The organism is Neptuniibacter sp. QD57_21 (genome assembly GCF_047778075.1).
Taxonomy (GTDB): domain Bacteria; phylum Pseudomonadota; class Gammaproteobacteria; order Pseudomonadales; family Balneatricaceae; genus Neptuniibacter.
In genome coordinates, this window is record NZ_CP180549.1 from 2,440,581 (window position 1) to 2,457,923 (window position 17,343).

The following is a 17,343-nucleotide window of genomic DNA, read 5'->3' on the forward strand; positions in this document are numbered from 1 at the left end:
TTAAGGAGCATGCAATGAATACCAATCTATATCCGCAGTGCCTGAGGGAATTATTAGACAGCGAAGTTTTCGGTGAAGCTGCATCACTAGCTCTATACGAGGTGGCTAAAAGCTCCACCGATAAATATAAATTTGGCACTTTATTGCAACTAGAAACAGAAACTAAGGCACGTCTCAGACCTTTTTTGTACCGTTACCATATCGATCTGTACGAAGAAATTGACGAAGCCCAAATACTAGGTTTCGTAGAACTATATCTACAAAGTAGCTGGGAGCAGTTTATTGCCACTTTTAAGCCAATGGTCATGCAATACCTTAAAAGATTTAAAGAGATAGCAGAGCTGGGGCCTGATCAGGATCGAGAAATTCTACTGTCCATGGTGGAGCATGAAACCGCAATTCTAACTTGGTTAGATCTGGAACTAGAAGGTCAAGGAGGGCGCTCATTGGACGCCATTATTGCTCAGATAAACTATCCTTTACGGAAACCCGACCACAGCTAAGTATATTTGAGCTTACATTTCTAACTAGCTTAAAGACTCCCCGGAGCGACACTTAAAATCTATACAAGGTGTCGCCATTCTCAATCCAATAAATGTATGTAACTATGTAGTACCACTGAATTTTTCTCCCTAAGCGAGAAGCCATGCCCTCAATAACCTACTCCATCAACATAGCCAAACCCATTGATGAGGTATACGCGATAACGCAAGACTACCATGTCCGTTATGAATGGGATCCTTTTCCTGAGCATATTGAAATGATGGATGGCGCTACTGAAATAGCGATAGGTACCCAAGTGAAGGTTGTAGCGAAAAGTGGTTTGGAGATGGTGGTTGAGTTTGTCCAAGTTAAACCACCCCATGTTGCCGCTATTAGAATGATTAAAGGCCCTGTTATTCTCGACACTTTTGCAGGTAGCTGGCTATTAAAATCATTACCTGATAACGCAACCCGAGTCACATTTAAGTATTCGTTAAAGTCAAAAAAGTGGGCGTTGCCTTGGATAACAGACAAACTATTAAGTTGGTATTTTGGTTCGAAGGTTAAAGCCAGACTTAATGGTTTAGCCACTTATTGTCAGAACCTACCTTCTGAAAAAGTAAACTAAAAGTGCGATCCATCTCAATTAACTAGCCACTATCGTAATCTCGGCTGTGTAAATCACTCGCTTAGTTTTCTTATAACTATTACCATTCACACTCAACTAATTTAAAGAAGTAGAAAGTATGTCTTTACCACCTTGCCCTGAGTGTAATTCTGAATTTGTTTACCAAGATCAAGAGCTATTGATCTGCCCTGAATGCGCTCATGAATGGAACCCTGCTGAAGCGGATGCTGAAGAGGACGTCTTTGTTGTTAAAGATTCCAATGGCACGCAACTCGCTGATGGCGATAAGGTAACTTTAATCAAAGACCTTAAGGTTAAAGGCAGCTCCATAGTCTTAAAGATCGGAACAAAAGCAGTGATCAAGCGTATCGTTGAAGGTAAAGATCACGAGCTTGACTGCAAAGTGGATGGTGCAGGCGATATGATGGTAACTGCTAAGTTTGTCAAACGCGCTTAACTCATTCTTTGTTAATACTGGTAGGCATTGCCTACCAGTATTAAGTACATAGCCCCACACTTCCTCCAAGAGAAACCATAACTAAGAGAAACATTGATTTCTCAATCTTATCTAAGCATCATCTAACCGGTATTTTTTACCGAGGTTAATACCAAAAGCTTGATGTTACCTTCCTGCTATTACCCTTACATTCAAGCACTGCATCATAATCACTCCTATACTTCGTATACTTGCTAGCAACGATTAAGGAAGACATTGATTTGGCAGTAATAATTAAGTTGTCTTATTTGCTCTGCACTATGCTCCTGCTATTTTCACTTTCCTCTTCGCAAACTTTCGCTGACGGAAAAAAACAGGTGCTTGTGATTGAGAGCTATCACGCATCATTTAAGTGGGATGCAGACTATCGCCGCGCTATCCAAGATACGCTTCAAGATTACGCCACCATAAAATTCTTTGAAATGGATACCAAGCGGCTACCTCCAAATCTACACCCTAAACAGGCTGAAGCAGCATGGGACAGATATCTAAAGAGTGAGCCAGACTTAGTTATTCTAGGCGATGACAATGCATTAAAATTTTTGGGACCTAAGTTTGCTAGAAAACAGACGCCTGTTGTCTATTTAGGTATTAATAATAATCCCCGTAACTATTTTGAATATACCTTCCTGCCTAAACACATATCTGGGGTTCTAGAGCGCCCTCTGATGAAGCGCTCGGTTATGTACTTACAAGAAATGACAGAAAAACCGATGGAAAAGGTTTTAATTCTTTTCGATACCGGCACCACCTCAAAAACGATTGCTAAAGAGGTCTTTCAGGACAAAAATAAACTGCGAATTGGGTCAGCAACAGTCCATGTAAAATTTATCGCTGAACAAAATCAATGGCAGGAAGCTATTCTGCAAGCTTCAGATCAAAAATTCGATGCCATTATTCTCGGTCTATATCACACAATTACCGATGCTAAGGGGGTTCATGTACCCTCTAAAAACATCATTAAATGGACTTCAAAAAACTCCATGCTCCCCATTTTTGCATTTTGGGAATTTTCAGTAGGAAAGGATATGGCGATTGGTGGACTCGTGTTAGACGGTTATTCTCAGGGTAAAGCTGCTGCAACCATTGCGTTAAGAACACTACAAAATGAAGAAGATCAGAGATCTGAACCGGTTATCAGCAATCAAGGTCAGTTTGTTTTCAGCCGCTCGCAATTAAAAAAATGGAATATCCAATTGCCCACCCACCTTCAAGATAAAGCAATTTACCTTCCCTGACCTACTTATGATTAGGTATGTGCTTTCCAAAGGCCAGCTACATCCAAGATCTTTTGATCCACAGAATTTATCCCAAGCCCCGTACGAGGTTCTAACCATTGCAAGCGTTGCCCCTCCTGCGCTTTCAATTCCCCTTTCCATTCAGTGATCAAATAGTAATGCAGCAACTGCTTCGCTGTTAACTCAAAATTATGAGAACCTAAAAAGCTATAAGATAACGGTATAACACCCAATTCTTCTTTAATCTCACGAAACAAAGCCTGCTCTTGGGATTCTCCGTGCTCGATATGACCGCCCGGTATATTAATTCGGCGAGTAGATACAGAATCTTCGTAATAGCGACGCTCAAATAAAACCTTGCTACCCGATACAACAACAAAACAGACGCATTCAACAGGACTAGACATAGAAAGCTTCAACCAAGTAATCGGGGGTCATACGCGAAAATGCAGGTTTTCGTTTAGCAATAATGAGAAAGAAGGGTTAATAGCGATTTAACCTTAAGTTCCAATCTCCGCCACAAACCTCTTCACAGGCTTCTTCTGAATCAAAAATAATCTGTTGGGTGGGCTTATTGAGCTTTACACCCGCTTGAGCCAGTTTTTCGGTAATTAAACTTTTTAAAAACTGATCCTCATGGGCATTAATAGCAAGCGTTAGAAGTGATTCATCATCGAAGACAGCAACAACCTTTAGGGATTCAGGGTAACGAGAAAAGTCCACTTTATGAGTGATCCAGCAGAAGCCAGGTACTAACTCTAGCGCAATATCACAAACGTCGGTCAGCGTTTCACGGAGTGTTTTTTCTAGTTTTTTATCTGATTTTTTCATTTCGCTTTTCGAAATAACAATAGCTTCTAGGAAAGATGATCATAACTGATTTAGCATTAATAACCCCACCTGATCCTCGCATAAAGATTAGATGCATCTTCAAACTGACCGAAGAATGTATGTGCTTTTTGGCCGCCAAAAAGATTCGCGCCAACGATCAGTTGTAACTCATCACTGAAACGATATTTTGCCGAAGGTCGATGATAGTAGTCATCGTCTGTTGGCGAATAAAAACTAAACCAACTGAGTGTTAGATTATCCTGCAAAGCCCGATAATTTAGGCGCAGCGTCCATAGTTCGCGGTTCTTATCTGGTCGATAAGGTGAGTTGCCATCATTAGCAATCAGCGCGGCATAATCTTGTGTGTGTTCAAGATAATACTGCAACCCTACTGTAAATTTCGGTAATAGTTCCTGCTCATATCCGACTAGAAAGCGAACTTGGTTATTGGGTAGCAGCGGATTTGATCCTTGGTCGTCTTCACCCTTATACCAAGCAATTTCACCGTGCCCTATTCCCTTGCCGATATTGGCTCTTAAGCTTGCCCCAACAGCTTTTAATGGCGAGAAATAGGTATCACCTTGGGTATTAAGTGCATTGGGTTGTTTCCAAAAGCCTCTATAGGCATATAAAGCCCATTCGGTATTATTCGCTCCCCATTGCGCATTCCCATAGAAACGCGCCGCGAATTCACCGTTTGTAAAGCTTTCTTGGGGATAATCCGGAACCAACGTATATTCAGGAGAGGCTACCTGCTGGCCTACCAAAGGTGAGAAATAGGAATAACGCTCACCGTTAATAAATTGATCATTAGTAAAAACAGGCGTCCACACCAAATCTAAATTCGCTTTATTACCATAGTAAGCAAGTTTGATGCTGGTCGATGGCGCTTTTAAGTATTCATCATCGCGCCCAGAAAAAAATGACTGCCAATCCTTTGCAAATAGATCATTCAGGAACAACAAATCACCCGTTCCCCAGGTTAATACCTGATGTCCTAAACGCAGATCCAACGAATCACTAAGTTGTAGATCAGCCAATGCTTCCCTTAGATTAAATTGAGTAGCTCCTTCCACCCCATCAGTGTAAAGATCGGCTTTGAAGCTATAACGGTTATCGTTCGAGAAGAGTTCTGTTTCTACCCGTCCTCGAAGTTCAGCAAGGGTTTCATCTTCATCTAAAACAGGATCATTACTGAATCGCCCACCTGCACCCAATTCGATAAATCCATGCCACTGGGTAGTTTCGCTAGCCTCGTCATCCCAATCACTTTGCTCCCAATCATCAGATTGTGCTGCAGAACTAACGGCTATAAGGCCTAATAGAAATAAGCTTGCCCGAAACATCACTGCCTCCGAAGCCACTGGCGAGGCGGCTTACGCAATGAACGTTCTGAAAACACAGCTTGCTCCATACCCAGATCATATTTCTGATAACGGAACTCCATGATTGTTTCAGCTCCACTACGCAGATCCATCGCCTTGGATTGGATTACTGTGATATTGCCTTGAATCACATCGCTTTTGATTACCTCAATACGGCGATAAAGCTGGCCGTTATCGTCGAGATATTCAATTTTTTCCGGCAGATAATTTTGTTTATTAATCCATGAGGAATAACCACTAAACTCAACCTCTGCAGCTTTTATAGGCGTGCTTTTAATTTGATAGAAGCTTCCACCTGTTTCGATCAATTGATGGGTATCTTCTTCGATACCACGTCCAGATACATCCTCATAAAAGAAATGTGAGCCAACAAAGCTAGTTCGTTTATCACCAGCAGAGATACGTTTAACCAAATCTAGCCCTGGAAGATATAACCAACGGTCATCATCTTTACCGGGTGTTTTAGCAACTAAGAACGCTGTATTTCTCACATCTGATGGACGGCTAAAGACAACCAGAAAATCCTGCTTACCGCCATCCTCTCGATCTCGTCTTAAGATCGTAAATTGCCGTTTTTGCACTCGCCCTTGACTATCTTTTATTAACATCCGCGCTTCAGATCGTCCATCATCTCCGGCGTAATATGCAGTCAAATTTGCCTTGGCAACAATCTCGTTTGCATCCGTTAAATCCGCGGCCAGCGTGTTGCTCACATTAGTCGCCAACACACTTACCAAAGCCCCAAAGAGCGTTGTTTTTAAAAAGTTAGGTTTATACATTTTGCTTTTCCTCTGTGGATACGCTGCTCTTTGGTTCACCAAAAAGTGAGGCTTTGTTGCTAATAAAGTGGATCACGGCAGGCAGTAAAATCACTGTGACAATCGCAGAGATACTCATGATTAACGCCAAGAAAAATCCAACTGTGATGTAAGGCACTAACGGTGCAAAAAGTAAGGGGGTAAAACCGACTGCAACCACTATTGCATTGCGACTAATCGCTCTAGCAGGCCCTTGATAAACTTCATTAACTGTTTTTGGCCAGTTGCCCGTACGTCGATAGATAGCACGGCAGCGCTCCAAAAAATGGATAGCGAAATCGACAGATAGACCTAAGGTCAATGCCGATAGCACAGCTATTGGCATGTCATAGTCCTTGCCAATAAAACCGATCAGGCCATAGATAACCAAGATGGTGACCGTAAGGGGCAGCATGGCGAGTAAACCAATCTTAATTGAACGGAACAGAATCACCATTATCAGTAACACCATAAAGAACGCGCTGATCAAACTGTTCAACATGCCATTTACCATCTGTTCTTGCCAAACGACGTTAATGTAGGTCAGCCCCGCCCAATTCATTTGAACACCTTGCGGTAGAGGGTTTTCAGACACAAATCGATCAACCAGCTCAATTACTTGACTCATATCTTGGTTATCACCGCTTCTGAGCTGCAGCCACAGTAAAGTGGCATCGTACTCAGGTGTAACCATATGCCAAAGGTCATCAGGGCGATGAGAAGATTGAAAGCTCAGTACCGTTTGAGCGGCTGCAGAAGCGTCAGAAGGCAATATAAACTGTTCATCAGTCCCGCCTCGTAATTCACGATTAACCGTTTTAAGTAAGGTACCTAGAGAGTTAGTTTTACCCACAAGTTCAGATTGATCTAAGTAACTCTGTAGCTGATCTAGATACGCTAAACCTTCAGGTGAGAGAAAGTACTTTGCCTCTTGCTGAGCTACTTCAACCTTGTCCAGCAAGCTAAGCCATAAGGCTTCATTAGCAGGGTCATCAAAAGATAGATCATCGAATGCAAGGGCAAGCGCCTGTAAACGTTTACTCGGTGAATACGCCTGCGTCTGTGCTCGCAGCTGAATTATTTTCATCAATACCGCCTCAGGCAACGGCTGGCTTGTTAGCTCCTTCCAAAAAGACTCACCTAATTGTTCAGACGGTTTCTCCAGCACAAGGTAAGCATTATAAGTCCCAGCAAAATGAGCGTTCATAACCCGGTCTGCTATACGTAGGCGATGATCCTCTTTAAACCAACGCACTGGGTTATCGTTAATTTGAATGGTACTTACACCATAAATCGATAGCGCTGATATAAGCGAAAAAACAATCAGGATCCCCTTAGAGCGGTTAGTAGAGAAACTCCCTACAGCGCTCAGTAGCCAACTTAGTTTTTCCGATGAACCCTCTCTCACCGAATGATCTTTAAGCGCCTGTAAACGCTGTGGCGATAGACTCACAATAAATGCTGGAACAAGGAAAACGGTCAGAACAAAGGCCAACATAATGCCAAACGCAACGTGCAGACCAAAAATTTGTACAGGTGGAATCGGGGTTAACGCCAAAGAGGCGAAACCCACTGCAGATGTGATCGATGTGTACAGCATCGGTGTGAATAGATGGCCTAGTACCTCTTTTAACGCCTGCTTTGGATCTTCCCCCGGTTTATATCTATCAGAAAATTCAGAGAGTAAATGCACTGAATCTACAACAGCTATAGGCATCAAAAAGATAGGGATCATCGAGCTCATGATATGTACGGCATAACCCTGCCCTATCAATGCGCCCATAGTCACAATAACTGTTGCCATGGCTACCAGCATAGGCGCTGTAATCAACAACATTGAGCGAAAGAAAAGCCACATAAGGGCAAAAATCATTAAACCAGCTAAAGGTGCAGAGATTGCCATTTGAATAAACATCTCAACCCCAAAGGTATCTTCAGCAACAGGCAAACCCGCAATATGAAATTCGTTACCCGAATCTGGATATTTCAGTTTTAATTCATCAATTACTGCTTGAATCTCGCCCGCTAAACGATAACTTTCTGACTTATTAATGATCGGAATATAGATAGCAGCAGCTTTGGTATCTGCCGATACCAAAGTATTTTGTAACAGTGGTAGACGTTCGACAGCGGCTTGAATTTTATCTGCTTCAAGCTGAGTTGAAGGAGAAGTATTCATCATCCATTCAAACAAGATGGCTCCGTCCTGTTCAAATGACTGACGAATGTTATCAACTGTGTTTAATGCCAATAAATCTTGGCGAACCACCCCATCCATGGAATCAACAACTGTAGAAATATCATACAACACCGATAGCGTTTCAGGGTTATATACCCCCTTTTCCTGTAGGGTATTCACAATCCCAACTACAATCATGTCATGTAAGCCAAAGCGCTGCTTCACTTGATCATGAAACATACGATCAACCTGGTCGTGAGGCAGCATGTTCTCTGGGTCTGTATCAATTTTAATATTTGAAATCGGTAAAAGTGCTGTAAAAACAAGCGCTAAGATCAACCCAAAAACAAACTTAGGTCTTTGCATTGGTAAGACCAACCAGTTAGATTTTTCCCTCATTTTCCCCTCAATTCGACCAAAACCCACAAATATTAGATAATACTAATATATAAAAGAAATAATAGTCAAATTGCGAATATAAGTGGATCTGGGGTATCATTCACTCTGTTATAAAAAATGCACTATTCATAACTATAAGTTGATATAAAAATCGACAGAAGCTGCAAATTGGGGATGAAGTCTGGATTAAGTCAAACAAATGAACCGAAGAGTTCGTAGACTAATCCGTTGTGAGCCCATAGATAAAAACAATACAGCGCTTCGGAGTGTTAACTTGAACGAGACCAACAACGCGACCTTAGATCCGGAAACATTGGAACTTATGAGAACCAATGCCGGCAAGGCTGCAAAATTAATGAAAGCGCTAGGCAATGAAAGTCGACTACTCATCCTATGCTATCTGGATGGGAAGGAGCTTTCAGTTACTGAACTGAATAATTGCCTAGATTTAAGCCAGTCTGCTTTATCCCAGCACCTGGCAGTACTAAGGAAAGATGGACTAGTGAAAACCCGTCGGGAATCACAAACCATCTATTATTCCCTACAAGGGGATACTGCGAAACGGATTATTCACACCCTACATGAGATGTTCTGTGCTTCTCTTTAAAATAAAGGCCGCTTAGCGGCCTTTTTTTATGCCTATCCAATACACTAGTCACAACAGTATTTCCTTGCTTTTTATAACGCCTCCAGTCAACCTAGACTTTCCAGCCAACGGATTGAAAATGCTTTAACACTTATGGACTTACTACCGGGAAAAGCGCTCTCAGATCTTTTTAATCACGCGACTAAATGGCTTGCTAATCTCTACCGCGCCAACGAAGCACGCAAGCAAGAATCTATCGTTGCTCTTAGAAGTGTCATCACTGCAGCACGTGAGACCGCAGTCTATATGCGCCAGTTAGATGATTGCGGTAAACGGGACCATAAAACAGAGCGCCACCTATCCCTGTTATGGACAAAACTTGGCTTTACCCTCGAAGACCTTGGGATTGATAAGTTAGCCAAACGTTGCCAAATCAGTGGTAAACACTGGTCTAATCCCGATCACTATGACCCTGCCTTTTTGAAAAAAGCCGACATCAGTCTAGATAAGATGGAAAAACTAGCCCGTACGCTGCTAACACAACTAAATCCCTAAGCTTTAAAAAAGCACTTTTGTTCAAGCTTTCTTGTTTAAAACCTCACCCCAAAAAAAACCTCCTACAATTTTTGGCAACTTCCCCATTCTCTGACTATATTCAAATTCATTACAGTTTTATGACATGGAAGTAAGCCCACGACAAGGAGGTAGCTATGTCCATCCGCCGCGCTTTTATTCTTGTTTCCCTGTTGGTCATTGTTGCTATGGCTGCTATGACTTGGATGCTCTGGCAGACCAGCAGCCGTATTTCTGGTTTGGGTCAGCAATACGCTGTTGCTAAGGGCCTCACCAACGACATGTTAATGCTACGTCGACACGAGAAAGACTTTCTCTTACGCAAACAACTTAAATACGTGGATAAGTTTGAAAAACGTATTGCTCTTATGCGTAACAATATCGACTCACTTGCATCACAATTAACCTACGCCCCAGAAGTTCAAAAAGACTTAGGCGCAGCACAACATCAGCTCGATATTTACCAACAAAAACTGATAGCTCTGGTAGAGCTCGATAAAAAAATTGGCCTTGATAAGGACAGTGGCTTACGTGGAGCCTTTAATCAGGCAGAAAGAACACTCCATCAAAAAGTAGCCAACACCGGTGATAGTCAGGCAATCTCTAAGATATTGCACCTTATCTTGTTAGAAAATGACTTCCAAAATAGTTACGACCTCAACTCAAAGACTCTGCTGCGCGAAAGCCTAAAAAATACCCATAACTACATGCAGCAAGTCAATCTGCCTGCCGCTGACAGTGTAAAGACATTTGAAGACACCGCCCATGCTTTGGCAGAAGCACTGCAACAACGTGGTTTAGACCAAAATTCAGGATTACGCGGTGAACTTCGCAGCAGTATTCATGAAGTAGAATCTTTATTTGGGGGCATCTACACCGACCTTGAAGGTGCTATTTCTAACGCTTTGCATACCTCGCGAATGCAAGGTGTCGGCATGGCAACAGCCCTCACAGCCATCATCGCTGGCTTACTCTTATGGCAGACCTTCCGCGTACTTAATCGCTTACAAACCGCTAATTCCAAAATGTCTAATATCAGCCATGGCGGTGGTGATCTCACCCAACATCTAGACCTCCTAGGTCAAGATGAAGTGACCGAGCTCGCTCATTCGGTTAATGATTTTATTGATACCACGGCAGGACTGGTTCGCGAAATAAAAGAGAAAGGCGAGACAGTAGAAAGCAGCGCACATCATTCCGTTGAGCTGAGTAAACGCTCCCAAACGGCCATAGAGGAACAGCGCAATAATACAATCGCAGTGAACCAAGCCGTGCAAGAACTCGTCACTGCAGTAGAGCTAATTGCATCCAGCAGTACCCAAGTTCAAGACAGTGTTAGCAATGCTGATCAACAGATGAATGAAGGTAGCCAGATCATGGCTGAAACCCACCAGCAGATGGAAAAGCTTACCAACAATATCAGCCGAAGCAGCGATCTAATGCACTCACTCAGCCAATCAAGCACTAAGATCGGCAATGTCATAAGCGTAATCAGAGATATCACTGAGCAAACTAACTTGCTCGCGCTTAACGCCGCAATTGAAGCCGCCCGAGCAGGCGATAAAGGCCGTGGATTTGCAGTAGTTGCGGACGAAGTGAGAACACTGGCGCAACGCACGCAAAGCAGTACTGTAGAGATTGAATCGATGATTGAAACCCTACAGCAGCATGTCACAGAATCTGAAGTAGCCATGCAAAGCAGCTTGAAGCTTAGTGAAACGATGAACAACTCCATTGGCGCAGCCAATTCAACAATGCAATCCAACAAAGATGCCATGGATGAGATACGCGAAATGGTGATTCAAATTGCTGGAGCAACCGAGGAGCAGATGTACACAGTCAAAGGCGTAGAAGATGCAACACAGCGGATCTCCTCCTCTGCTGAGCAACTACTGTCCGACTCATGCGAGAGCTGTAGGAACTGCGAGTGCTTAGAAACCCAAGCTCATCAGATGCGCGAGGAGGTCTCTAAATTTATTGTGTAATTCAGAACAGCTTGATCTAGTCAGCCCCAACTGGCTGGATCAAGTTCTTTCTAAACCCCAAAATGAACTTAGTCGGAACAACCTTGAGTCAAAATAACATTCACCTCAGCACAGGACTGTCTTAACTCTCGCCACGGCCGATATTCATCGGAATCATACCAAGCTTTAAACAACTCCACTGATGGAAATTCTTGAATAACTATAAGGTTACTATCCCAGCTGCCCTCTAATACTTCGCCGAAATCGCCTTTGACTAGAAACTTACCGCCGAATTTTTCCAATGTTGGAACATGGCCTACCACATATTCATAGAACTTCTTCTTATCGTAAATTTTGACAATATTCACAATGTTGTAAGCTTTGGACATACAGAAAACTCCACTTACCTTGGATAGGATTAAAAAGGCTAAGGGATTAACAACTTAAACCATAACCAATCACTTGTTCGGCTATATCAATCGAAAAATCACACAAATAGCTGTCATCCGACTTTTCAAAATAACAGCGCATATCCTTCACCGATTTACTCGGTAGTCCTGTGCATTCATCAATCACCACATCAACATCCATCGCTTGATAGAGATCCTGAGCCACCTTACCCGTTAGGCTAAAACGAAGATGCGTCTTAAGAGGTGTACTGGGATCTGGGTCGATAAGTTCGGAACCAGTTAGCACATAACTACCTTCAATTTGAGACCAGTTATCTTGAGCTATTACATGAAGAGGGAATAGACACAGAGAAATTAACAATAAATTTTTCATTCTAACCTGCGCTTATCAACCAGCTATTCGTTAAACCTTACCCTCTTTTGTTTCTCGGTGCTCTTTTAACTGAGCTTCTCTAATACGAGCAATACGATTTTTCTGGCGAATATAGATTAAGAGATAAATCAGAAATGAAATCAGGGTTAGTGCTGTTGCCCCCCACCTGACGAACTCAGGCATCCAGAAAAACCACGAGAAGAAACAAGACATTATCAGCAGCGTAAATAAGCCACCGACCACTCGCAATTTTAATTGGTGCTGATTGAATTTAATCTGCTCGTTTAACCCGTCAGGTCCTTTAAGCCTTTGCCCAGCATTTTTTATATCCCTTAAACCAATACCTAACTCACCACCACCTGATGACTCAGCCATAGCTCCTCCTTGAAAGTTATTATTTACGAGGCAAACAATAGATATCATCAACCCCAAACTTTACTCCATTATTGAAACGTCATCTTACTTGAGCGTTTAATCCTCAGCCAATATATCAATTCGCCTCATAGAACACTGAAAAAAAGTACTGAAGTCTGACTTTAATGGGGCTCTTGAGGTGTAAACTTTATTATCAAAACTGTTTATTTTGCTAAAACAAGCCTCCCTAGCTTTAGTTTGGAAATTTGATTTACATTGCTCGACAGAACCAAAACCATTAGCTAGATCTTTACCGTTTATTTCACATACATTAATTACGGCATTCCTAAACGCGACCTCAACTTCACTTGGGTAAACGGTCTCCGTTGAGACTTTATCAAGCAGCTCTTTGACGGTGATATTTGGATCAACTTGTGATGACTGCGCTTGGTACACGTACATACCTGCACCAATGATTCCTACAACTAATATTAAATTCTTCATAATTCATCCTTGAACACTAAGATTAAATGGATTGTGGACAGATTTTCACTCCGCCTCCATTTACCCTATTAATAACACAAACCCTTGCTAACTGGCGATAACGCCAAAACTGTCTCAATATTAAAATATGGATGTTTCATTATTCTCTACACCAATCAATCTATTCTGGTCCCTTCTTATCGCCTTGGCTCTAGGCTTGATCATAGGCATTGAGCGTGGATGGTCTCAACGCCATCGCTCTGAGGGAAGCCGTATTGCAGGGATTCGCACCTTTGCTTTGACTGGATTATATGGCGGTTTATGCGCTGCACTTGCCAAGGACTTTTCAAGTTGGCTACTTGGGTTCGGCTTAATTCCGCTGATTATTATTCTCGCCGTCGCCTTCAGTATCCGTCATAAAGAGAGCAACACCGTTAGTATCACGGGTATTGTTGGCCTATTAATTACCTATACGCTTGGAGCGCTCGCCGTGTCTGGGGAACCTGTTATTGCCTCGGCAGCCGCCGTGATCGTAGCGTTGATTCTGGATGGTAAGCCCGAGCTGCATTCGGCACTTCATAAGCTTGAAGAGTATGAACTAGACGCTGGCTTAAGGCTGTTATTAATCTCAATAGTCTTGCTACCGATCCTACCTGATGAGGGCTATGGCCCTTGGAACGCCATTAATCCTTATGAGATCTGGTGGCTAGTCGTACTGATCGCCAGCATCTCTTTTCTAGGCTATTTTGCAATCCGAATTGGAGGAGCTCGGCGTGGTATTATGTTCACGTCCGTTTTTGCAGGGCTAAGTTCTTCAACTGCATTAACGATCCAATTCTCTAACCTCTCTAGGGAACAACGCTCCCTCTGCCCACTACTAGCAAGCGGAATTCTGTTCAGTTGTGGAACAATGTTCCCTCGAATTCTAATGGTATTGCTCGTCATCAATGCTCCACTAACATATCAGCTATGGCCCTCTATGCTTATTATGATGGTTGGTTTCTATCTTCCTGCGCTCTGGATATGGCTTAAATACAGTGATGGAGAAACGAACAGCATCAAAACTCAACGTAACCCACTAGCACTAAGCTCTGCGGTCTTCTTTGGGTTTGTCTTAATGCTGGTAATGCTGCTCTCACAAGCACTAACAGAGTGGTTTGGAGATACAGGAACACTGCTTTTATCAGCCATCGCAGGTTTAACCGATGTTGATCCCATTACTCTGACACTAGGCAGACAGACACCTAAATCGATAGACGTAGAAATTGCTTTAGCTGGAATATTTATAGCGGCTACAGTGAATAGCTTAGTTAAGATGCTGATCGTAATATTTGCCGGTGACAGATCCTTATCGATTCGAACAGCACCGGCAATGCTTGGCGCCATCTTACTTGGCGCTCTGACTATTTATGCTACGCATCTAGCATAAATACCCCTAACGACCACACAAGGTAATTAAAGCAACACGAGGAACATTTGGGAATAACTAACTATATTCCCATCAAAATTATCCGACGCCTTTTAATTTATATCCCATTCCATAAACCGTTTGTACGATTCTGGGAGCTCCTAAATCTTTTTCCATTTTTTGTCTTAAGACCGAAAGAAACTGATCCAAAGTTCGGCTATTAGGTAGATAAGCTCTACCCCAACATTTGTCCAAAATTTCGTCTTTCGATAGTACTCGCCCTCCACTTGCGTGAAGCAGCTGTAAAAACTCAAGTTCACGCTTACTCAAGCAGACTTTTTCATCAACATAGCTTAGTAGCATACAGTCAGTATCAACGGTTAACTCACCTAGTTGAAATGTTTTCGATTGTGCAGGCTCTCTCGATTTAAGGTACTGTTCTCGCCGAGCCAAAGCAGTGACCCGTGCAATTAGCTCATCAGGGTTAAAAGGCTTTGTCATGTAATCATCAGCACCTAATCGAAAACCTTCGATCTTATCAACTTGCTCATCAAATGCAGTAAGAAGAAGCACTGGCTGAAATAAGCCTCTTTCACGCATAACTGCACAAAGCTCTATGCCACTCAGATAGGGCATCATCACATCGAAAATGCATAAGTCAGGTTTGTATTCACCAAGCTGATACAGTGCATCTTTACCATTTTTCACGGTATGACATTCAAAACCTTCTTTTTGTAATAACAGCGCCAAGCCTTGGTTTAGATGAAGATCATCATCAGCAATTAATACTTTCATTGGCTTTCTTCTATCGGCAATTGAATGGTAAAAACGGAGTGCTCTACATTTTGGTAACTTATCTGACCACCTGCATTTTCTATAAGCTGTTTTGTTACAACAAGGCCAAGACCAAACCCTTCTTCGCTTTTAGTTTTCTGGGGATCATATTGGAACAAACTTGTTTGGCGCTCTGCTGTGATGCCGTCCCCGCCATCTCTGCAGGTTATCATCAAGCTATCGTTTTGTAGCAAAAAATCCAGTTGCGCAGGCTGGTGCGGCGCGTATTTAATAAGGTTATCAACGAGATTTACCACCGAGCATTCAAGGGCTTCACGAGCTACTGTCACCTTAGCTGTACATTGAATATCAATGGTCAAATCGATACCACTATGTTTCAGTCGTGGCTCAAAAGGGTTAATCAGCTGATGGATAAAAGGCTCTAAATCAAGGGTCTCAAGTTTAGGCTTACTCACCAGGTCAGCATGTTCGAATAATATGGCGTTATTTAAAAAGCGTCGCATACGAAAAAATTCAGCATCAAATACATCCATATAACCTAATGTTTCTTTATGCGACTCGCTTCGGCGAACAAGATCTGAATAAAGCCTCAGATTTGCTAGCGGCGTTTTAAACTCGTGTGCAACTAATCTCAAAAAATCAGTCTTTCTTTCATTTTCTTTAATAGAGCATCGCTGTACCCAATATAACCAAGCCCCAAGCCCTAGCATGAGTACAATTAGAGGAAATAAGATGGCTACATATACAGGTTGAAGGTGTTGTGTGTCGGCATCGAGTGGTTGGTATATAAGTTGCCAATCGATAAAAATTCCACTTAAGGGCCAAGTTAGATTGGCACCGTGCTGTTCAAGGTTAGCCTTTTCCTTATTATTTTGTGAAACTGAACTTAACTGAAACTGATCTGTTTGATCAATTCTGGGTAAAGCATCTTTCAACTCTTCTGCTAACCATCGCTGCTTAAGCAAAACACAGTAATTTAATTCTGATTGCCAACAATGTAACAAGCGAAGATCTGAAGAATACCCTAGCGATAATGTAATAGGCTCTGACACTAAAGAAATATCTTGTATTTGCTTTTCTATAACGGCTTCAAACTGATCGAGTAGGTATTGCTCTCGCGGCAATGCTTGGATTTTATCAGGGGGAAAAACTCTATTTAGTTGATCATCGTAGATCAAAGTTAAATCGATAGCACCGTCGCTCATCACCAATTTTCGGAGATCATGACGACTACCATTTTTAGACTCAATCGACTCTCTTACTTTACGGAAAGCACTCTCTATCTCTTGGGCAAGCTGGATTTCGATTGCCTTCATCGTCATTTCCTGACGATGCTGTGATTCTATTTGTTTTAAAGCGGTCTCTTGGTTAAGAGCTCTTACTCCTAGTAAAGCCAACGTTATTGTTGATATGAGCATTAACAATAAAAGTGCCAAATTTGGCGATGATATCCCTCTCATTTTATCTAAAAAAATCCCCTCAAAAAGGAGACAGGTTTTTACCACCTGCCTCAAGCGCTCATCAAAAATCAGATTGAGACTTTTAAAACTGAGGTTTGTTTATATACCGGATGAAACGGGATAACAAATGTAAGTCACAAAGAGTAAGAAGGCCCACAAACCTATTTCTAAGGTTTCTGTAATAGGCTGTATCTTCCGAATTGCCCCATAAATATGCACTACTAACATTAATGTGAAGACGACAGCCAACATATCAAATGTGAACTGCAAACCACCCTCTGTATAAGCGCCTTTGAGAATAAAAAACTCAACCACTAATACAAATGCGCCTACACAACGTCCGAAGTATTCTGCTAGATCAGTGTCTTCAGGAACCCTCCACATCATCAACTTAGCCCAAGTCAAAGGCACAAAAAACAACGGGAGTGCAAAAGTCACCGTGGTTATCGATCCCAACACCCATAGATAAGTTAAAGCGAACTCCGAATATTGCCCTAGCAT

The 17,343-nt window shown here is 42.2% G+C and carries 20 protein-coding genes; 8 read left to right on the forward strand and 12 right to left on the reverse strand.

Going from position 1 to position 17,343, the window contains the following annotated elements; all coding sequences use genetic code 11:
* Positions 1-14 precede the first annotated feature (14 nt).
* From ACMXYS_RS10940 to ACMXYS_RS10955, 4 genes are all read left to right on the forward strand, one after another.
* The gene (locus ACMXYS_RS10940) at positions 15-503 is read left to right on the forward strand and encodes a hypothetical protein (RefSeq protein ID WP_415896522.1); all 489 of its coding nucleotides are present in this window, start codon (positions 15-17) and stop codon (positions 501-503) included.
* A 143-nt stretch (positions 504-646) separates the two neighbouring features.
* A complete protein-coding gene (locus ACMXYS_RS10945; RefSeq protein ID WP_415896523.1) occupies positions 647-1,111 on the forward strand; it encodes an SRPBCC family protein in 465 nt (154 codons plus the stop codon).
* 118 nt (positions 1,112-1,229) lie between these two features.
* Positions 1,230-1,568 carry a zinc ribbon domain-containing protein YjdM gene (locus tag ACMXYS_RS10950; protein WP_415887586.1) on the forward strand — a complete coding sequence of 113 codons (339 nt, stop codon included), beginning with the start codon at positions 1,230-1,232 and terminating at the stop codon, positions 1,566-1,568.
* Between the two features lie 260 nt (positions 1,569-1,828).
* A complete protein-coding gene (locus tag ACMXYS_RS10955) occupies positions 1,829-2,845 on the forward strand; it encodes an ABC transporter substrate-binding protein (RefSeq protein WP_415896524.1) in 1,017 nt (338 codons plus the stop codon).
* An 11-nt stretch (positions 2,846-2,856) separates the two neighbouring features.
* Here the strand turns inward: ACMXYS_RS10955 and ACMXYS_RS10960 are convergent, their stop codons facing one another.
* The 5 genes from ACMXYS_RS10960 to ACMXYS_RS10980 all read right to left on the reverse strand — a co-directional run bounded on the left by ACMXYS_RS10960 (position 2,857) and on the right by ACMXYS_RS10980 (position 8,436).
* Positions 2,857-3,252, reverse strand: coding sequence for an NUDIX domain-containing protein (locus ACMXYS_RS10960; protein WP_415896525.1), 396 nt, complete (start codon positions 3,250-3,252; stop codon positions 2,857-2,859).
* Positions 3,253-3,328: 76 nt separating this feature from the next.
* On the reverse strand, positions 3,329-3,676 hold the full coding sequence (locus ACMXYS_RS10965; protein ID WP_415896526.1) for a Fis family transcriptional regulator: 348 nt from the start codon (positions 3,674-3,676) through the stop codon (positions 3,329-3,331).
* A gap of 56 nt (positions 3,677-3,732) precedes the next feature.
* Positions 3,733-5,022: a hypothetical protein gene (locus tag ACMXYS_RS10970; RefSeq protein WP_415896527.1), complete on the reverse strand. Its 1,290-nt coding sequence runs from the start codon at positions 5,020-5,022 to the stop codon at positions 3,733-3,735.
* Positions 5,022-5,840 carry an outer membrane lipoprotein-sorting protein gene (locus tag ACMXYS_RS10975; protein ID WP_415884003.1) on the reverse strand — a complete coding sequence of 273 codons (819 nt, stop codon included), beginning with the start codon at positions 5,838-5,840 and terminating at the stop codon, positions 5,022-5,024. Before ACMXYS_RS10975 ends, ACMXYS_RS10970 begins: the two co-directional genes overlap by 1 nt.
* Positions 5,833-8,436 carry an efflux RND transporter permease subunit gene (locus ACMXYS_RS10980; protein ID WP_415896528.1) on the reverse strand — a complete coding sequence of 868 codons (2,604 nt, stop codon included), beginning with the start codon at positions 8,434-8,436 and terminating at the stop codon, positions 5,833-5,835. The genes ACMXYS_RS10975 and ACMXYS_RS10980 overlap by 8 nt, the downstream gene beginning before the upstream one ends.
* 322 nt (positions 8,437-8,758) lie before the next feature.
* Between ACMXYS_RS10980 and ACMXYS_RS10985 the strand changes: the two genes are divergently transcribed.
* The 3 genes from ACMXYS_RS10985 (at position 8,759) to ACMXYS_RS10995 (ending at position 11,580) form a co-directional block, all read left to right on the forward strand.
* Positions 8,759-9,043 carry an ArsR/SmtB family transcription factor gene (locus tag ACMXYS_RS10985; protein ID WP_415884646.1) on the forward strand — a complete coding sequence of 95 codons (285 nt, stop codon included), beginning with the start codon at positions 8,759-8,761 and terminating at the stop codon, positions 9,041-9,043.
* Positions 9,044-9,175: 132 nt separating this feature from the next.
* Complete coding sequence (locus ACMXYS_RS10990) at positions 9,176-9,577, forward strand: hypothetical protein (RefSeq protein WP_415884001.1); 402 nt, start codon at positions 9,176-9,178, stop codon at positions 9,575-9,577.
* Between the two features lie 155 nt (positions 9,578-9,732).
* Positions 9,733-11,580 carry a methyl-accepting chemotaxis protein gene (locus ACMXYS_RS10995; protein ID WP_415896529.1) on the forward strand — a complete coding sequence of 616 codons (1,848 nt, stop codon included), beginning with the start codon at positions 9,733-9,735 and terminating at the stop codon, positions 11,578-11,580.
* A 68-nt stretch (positions 11,581-11,648) separates the two neighbouring features.
* On the opposite strand, the gene ACMXYS_RS11000 is transcribed toward ACMXYS_RS10995, so the two are convergent.
* The 4 genes from ACMXYS_RS11000 to ACMXYS_RS11015 all read right to left on the reverse strand — a co-directional run bounded on the left by ACMXYS_RS11000 (position 11,649) and on the right by ACMXYS_RS11015 (position 13,200).
* The gene (locus ACMXYS_RS11000) at positions 11,649-11,948 is read right to left on the reverse strand and encodes a DUF1330 domain-containing protein (protein WP_415883999.1); all 300 of its coding nucleotides are present in this window, start codon (positions 11,946-11,948) and stop codon (positions 11,649-11,651) included.
* Between the two features lie 46 nt (positions 11,949-11,994).
* Complete coding sequence (locus tag ACMXYS_RS11005; RefSeq protein WP_415883998.1) at positions 11,995-12,342, reverse strand: hypothetical protein; 348 nt, start codon at positions 12,340-12,342, stop codon at positions 11,995-11,997.
* A 30-nt stretch (positions 12,343-12,372) separates the two neighbouring features.
* Positions 12,373-12,717, reverse strand: a complete 345-nt coding sequence (locus ACMXYS_RS11010) for a hypothetical protein (RefSeq protein ID WP_415883997.1) — start codon at positions 12,715-12,717, stop codon at positions 12,373-12,375.
* 96 nt (positions 12,718-12,813) lie between these two features.
* Positions 12,814-13,200 (reverse strand): hypothetical protein, encoded by a 387-nt coding sequence (locus ACMXYS_RS11015; protein WP_415896530.1) that lies wholly within the window; start codon positions 13,198-13,200, stop codon positions 12,814-12,816.
* Positions 13,201-13,327: 127 nt separating this feature from the next.
* On the opposite strand from ACMXYS_RS11015, the gene ACMXYS_RS11020 reads away from it, so the two are divergent.
* Positions 13,328-14,608: an MgtC/SapB family protein gene (locus ACMXYS_RS11020; protein WP_415883995.1), complete on the forward strand. Its 1,281-nt coding sequence runs from the start codon at positions 13,328-13,330 to the stop codon at positions 14,606-14,608.
* A 78-nt stretch (positions 14,609-14,686) separates the two neighbouring features.
* Here ACMXYS_RS11020 and ACMXYS_RS11025 read toward each other — a convergent pair whose 3' ends face one another.
* Genes ACMXYS_RS11025 through ACMXYS_RS11035 form a run of 3 tightly spaced genes read right to left on the reverse strand, consistent with a single transcriptional unit; the run spans position 14,687 to position 17,343 of the window.
* Entirely contained in the window at positions 14,687-15,382 is a 696-nt protein-coding gene (locus tag ACMXYS_RS11025) for a response regulator transcription factor (RefSeq protein WP_415883994.1), read from the reverse strand.
* Positions 15,379-16,887, reverse strand: a complete 1,509-nt coding sequence (locus ACMXYS_RS11030) for a sensor histidine kinase (RefSeq protein ID WP_415884645.1) — start codon at positions 16,885-16,887, stop codon at positions 15,379-15,381. The genes ACMXYS_RS11025 and ACMXYS_RS11030 overlap by 4 nt, the downstream gene beginning before the upstream one ends.
* Positions 16,888-16,941: 54 nt before the next feature.
* Positions 16,942-17,343, reverse strand: coding sequence for a hypothetical protein (locus ACMXYS_RS11035; protein ID WP_415883993.1), 402 nt, complete (start codon positions 17,341-17,343; stop codon positions 16,942-16,944).

Excerpts from the sequence above, each read along its gene's own strand:
- ACMXYS_RS10940 (WP_415896522.1), top strand. The coding sequence starts at position 15 with ATGAATACCAATCTATATCCGCAGTGCCTGAGGGAATTATTAGACAGC.
- ACMXYS_RS10945 (WP_415896523.1), top strand. The coding sequence starts at position 647 with ATGCCCTCAATAACCTACTCCATCAACATAGCCAAACCCATTGATGAG.
- ACMXYS_RS10950 (WP_415887586.1), top strand. The coding sequence starts at position 1,230 with ATGTCTTTACCACCTTGCCCTGAGTGTAATTCTGAATTTGTTTACCAA.
- ACMXYS_RS10960 (WP_415896525.1), bottom strand. The coding sequence starts at position 3,252 with ATGTCTAGTCCTGTTGAATGCGTCTGTTTTGTTGTTGTATCGGGTAGC.
- ACMXYS_RS10965 (WP_415896526.1), bottom strand. The coding sequence starts at position 3,676 with ATGAAAAAATCAGATAAAAAACTAGAAAAAACACTCCGTGAAACGCTG.
- ACMXYS_RS10970 (WP_415896527.1), bottom strand. The coding sequence starts at position 5,022 with ATGTTTCGGGCAAGCTTATTTCTATTAGGCCTTATAGCCGTTAGTTCT.
- ACMXYS_RS10975 (WP_415884003.1), bottom strand. The coding sequence starts at position 5,840 with ATGTATAAACCTAACTTTTTAAAAACAACGCTCTTTGGGGCTTTGGTA.
- ACMXYS_RS10980 (WP_415896528.1), bottom strand. The coding sequence starts at position 8,436 with ATGAGGGAAAAATCTAACTGGTTGGTCTTACCAATGCAAAGACCTAAG.
- ACMXYS_RS10985 (WP_415884646.1), top strand. The coding sequence starts at position 8,759 with ATGAGAACCAATGCCGGCAAGGCTGCAAAATTAATGAAAGCGCTAGGC.
- ACMXYS_RS10990 (WP_415884001.1), top strand. The coding sequence starts at position 9,176 with ATGGACTTACTACCGGGAAAAGCGCTCTCAGATCTTTTTAATCACGCG.
- ACMXYS_RS10995 (WP_415896529.1), top strand. The coding sequence starts at position 9,733 with ATGTCCATCCGCCGCGCTTTTATTCTTGTTTCCCTGTTGGTCATTGTT.
- ACMXYS_RS11000 (WP_415883999.1), bottom strand. The coding sequence starts at position 11,948 with ATGTCCAAAGCTTACAACATTGTGAATATTGTCAAAATTTACGATAAG.
- ACMXYS_RS11005 (WP_415883998.1), bottom strand. The coding sequence starts at position 12,342 with ATGAAAAATTTATTGTTAATTTCTCTGTGTCTATTCCCTCTTCATGTA.
- ACMXYS_RS11010 (WP_415883997.1), bottom strand. The coding sequence starts at position 12,717 with ATGGCTGAGTCATCAGGTGGTGGTGAGTTAGGTATTGGTTTAAGGGAT.
- ACMXYS_RS11015 (WP_415896530.1), bottom strand. The coding sequence starts at position 13,200 with ATGAAGAATTTAATATTAGTTGTAGGAATCATTGGTGCAGGTATGTAC.
- ACMXYS_RS11020 (WP_415883995.1), top strand. The coding sequence starts at position 13,328 with ATGGATGTTTCATTATTCTCTACACCAATCAATCTATTCTGGTCCCTT.
- ACMXYS_RS11025 (WP_415883994.1), bottom strand. The coding sequence starts at position 15,382 with ATGAAAGTATTAATTGCTGATGATGATCTTCATCTAAACCAAGGCTTG.
- ACMXYS_RS11035 (WP_415883993.1), bottom strand. The coding sequence starts at position 17,343 with ATGCTAGGGCAATATTCGGAGTTCGCTTTAACTTATCTATGGGTGTTG.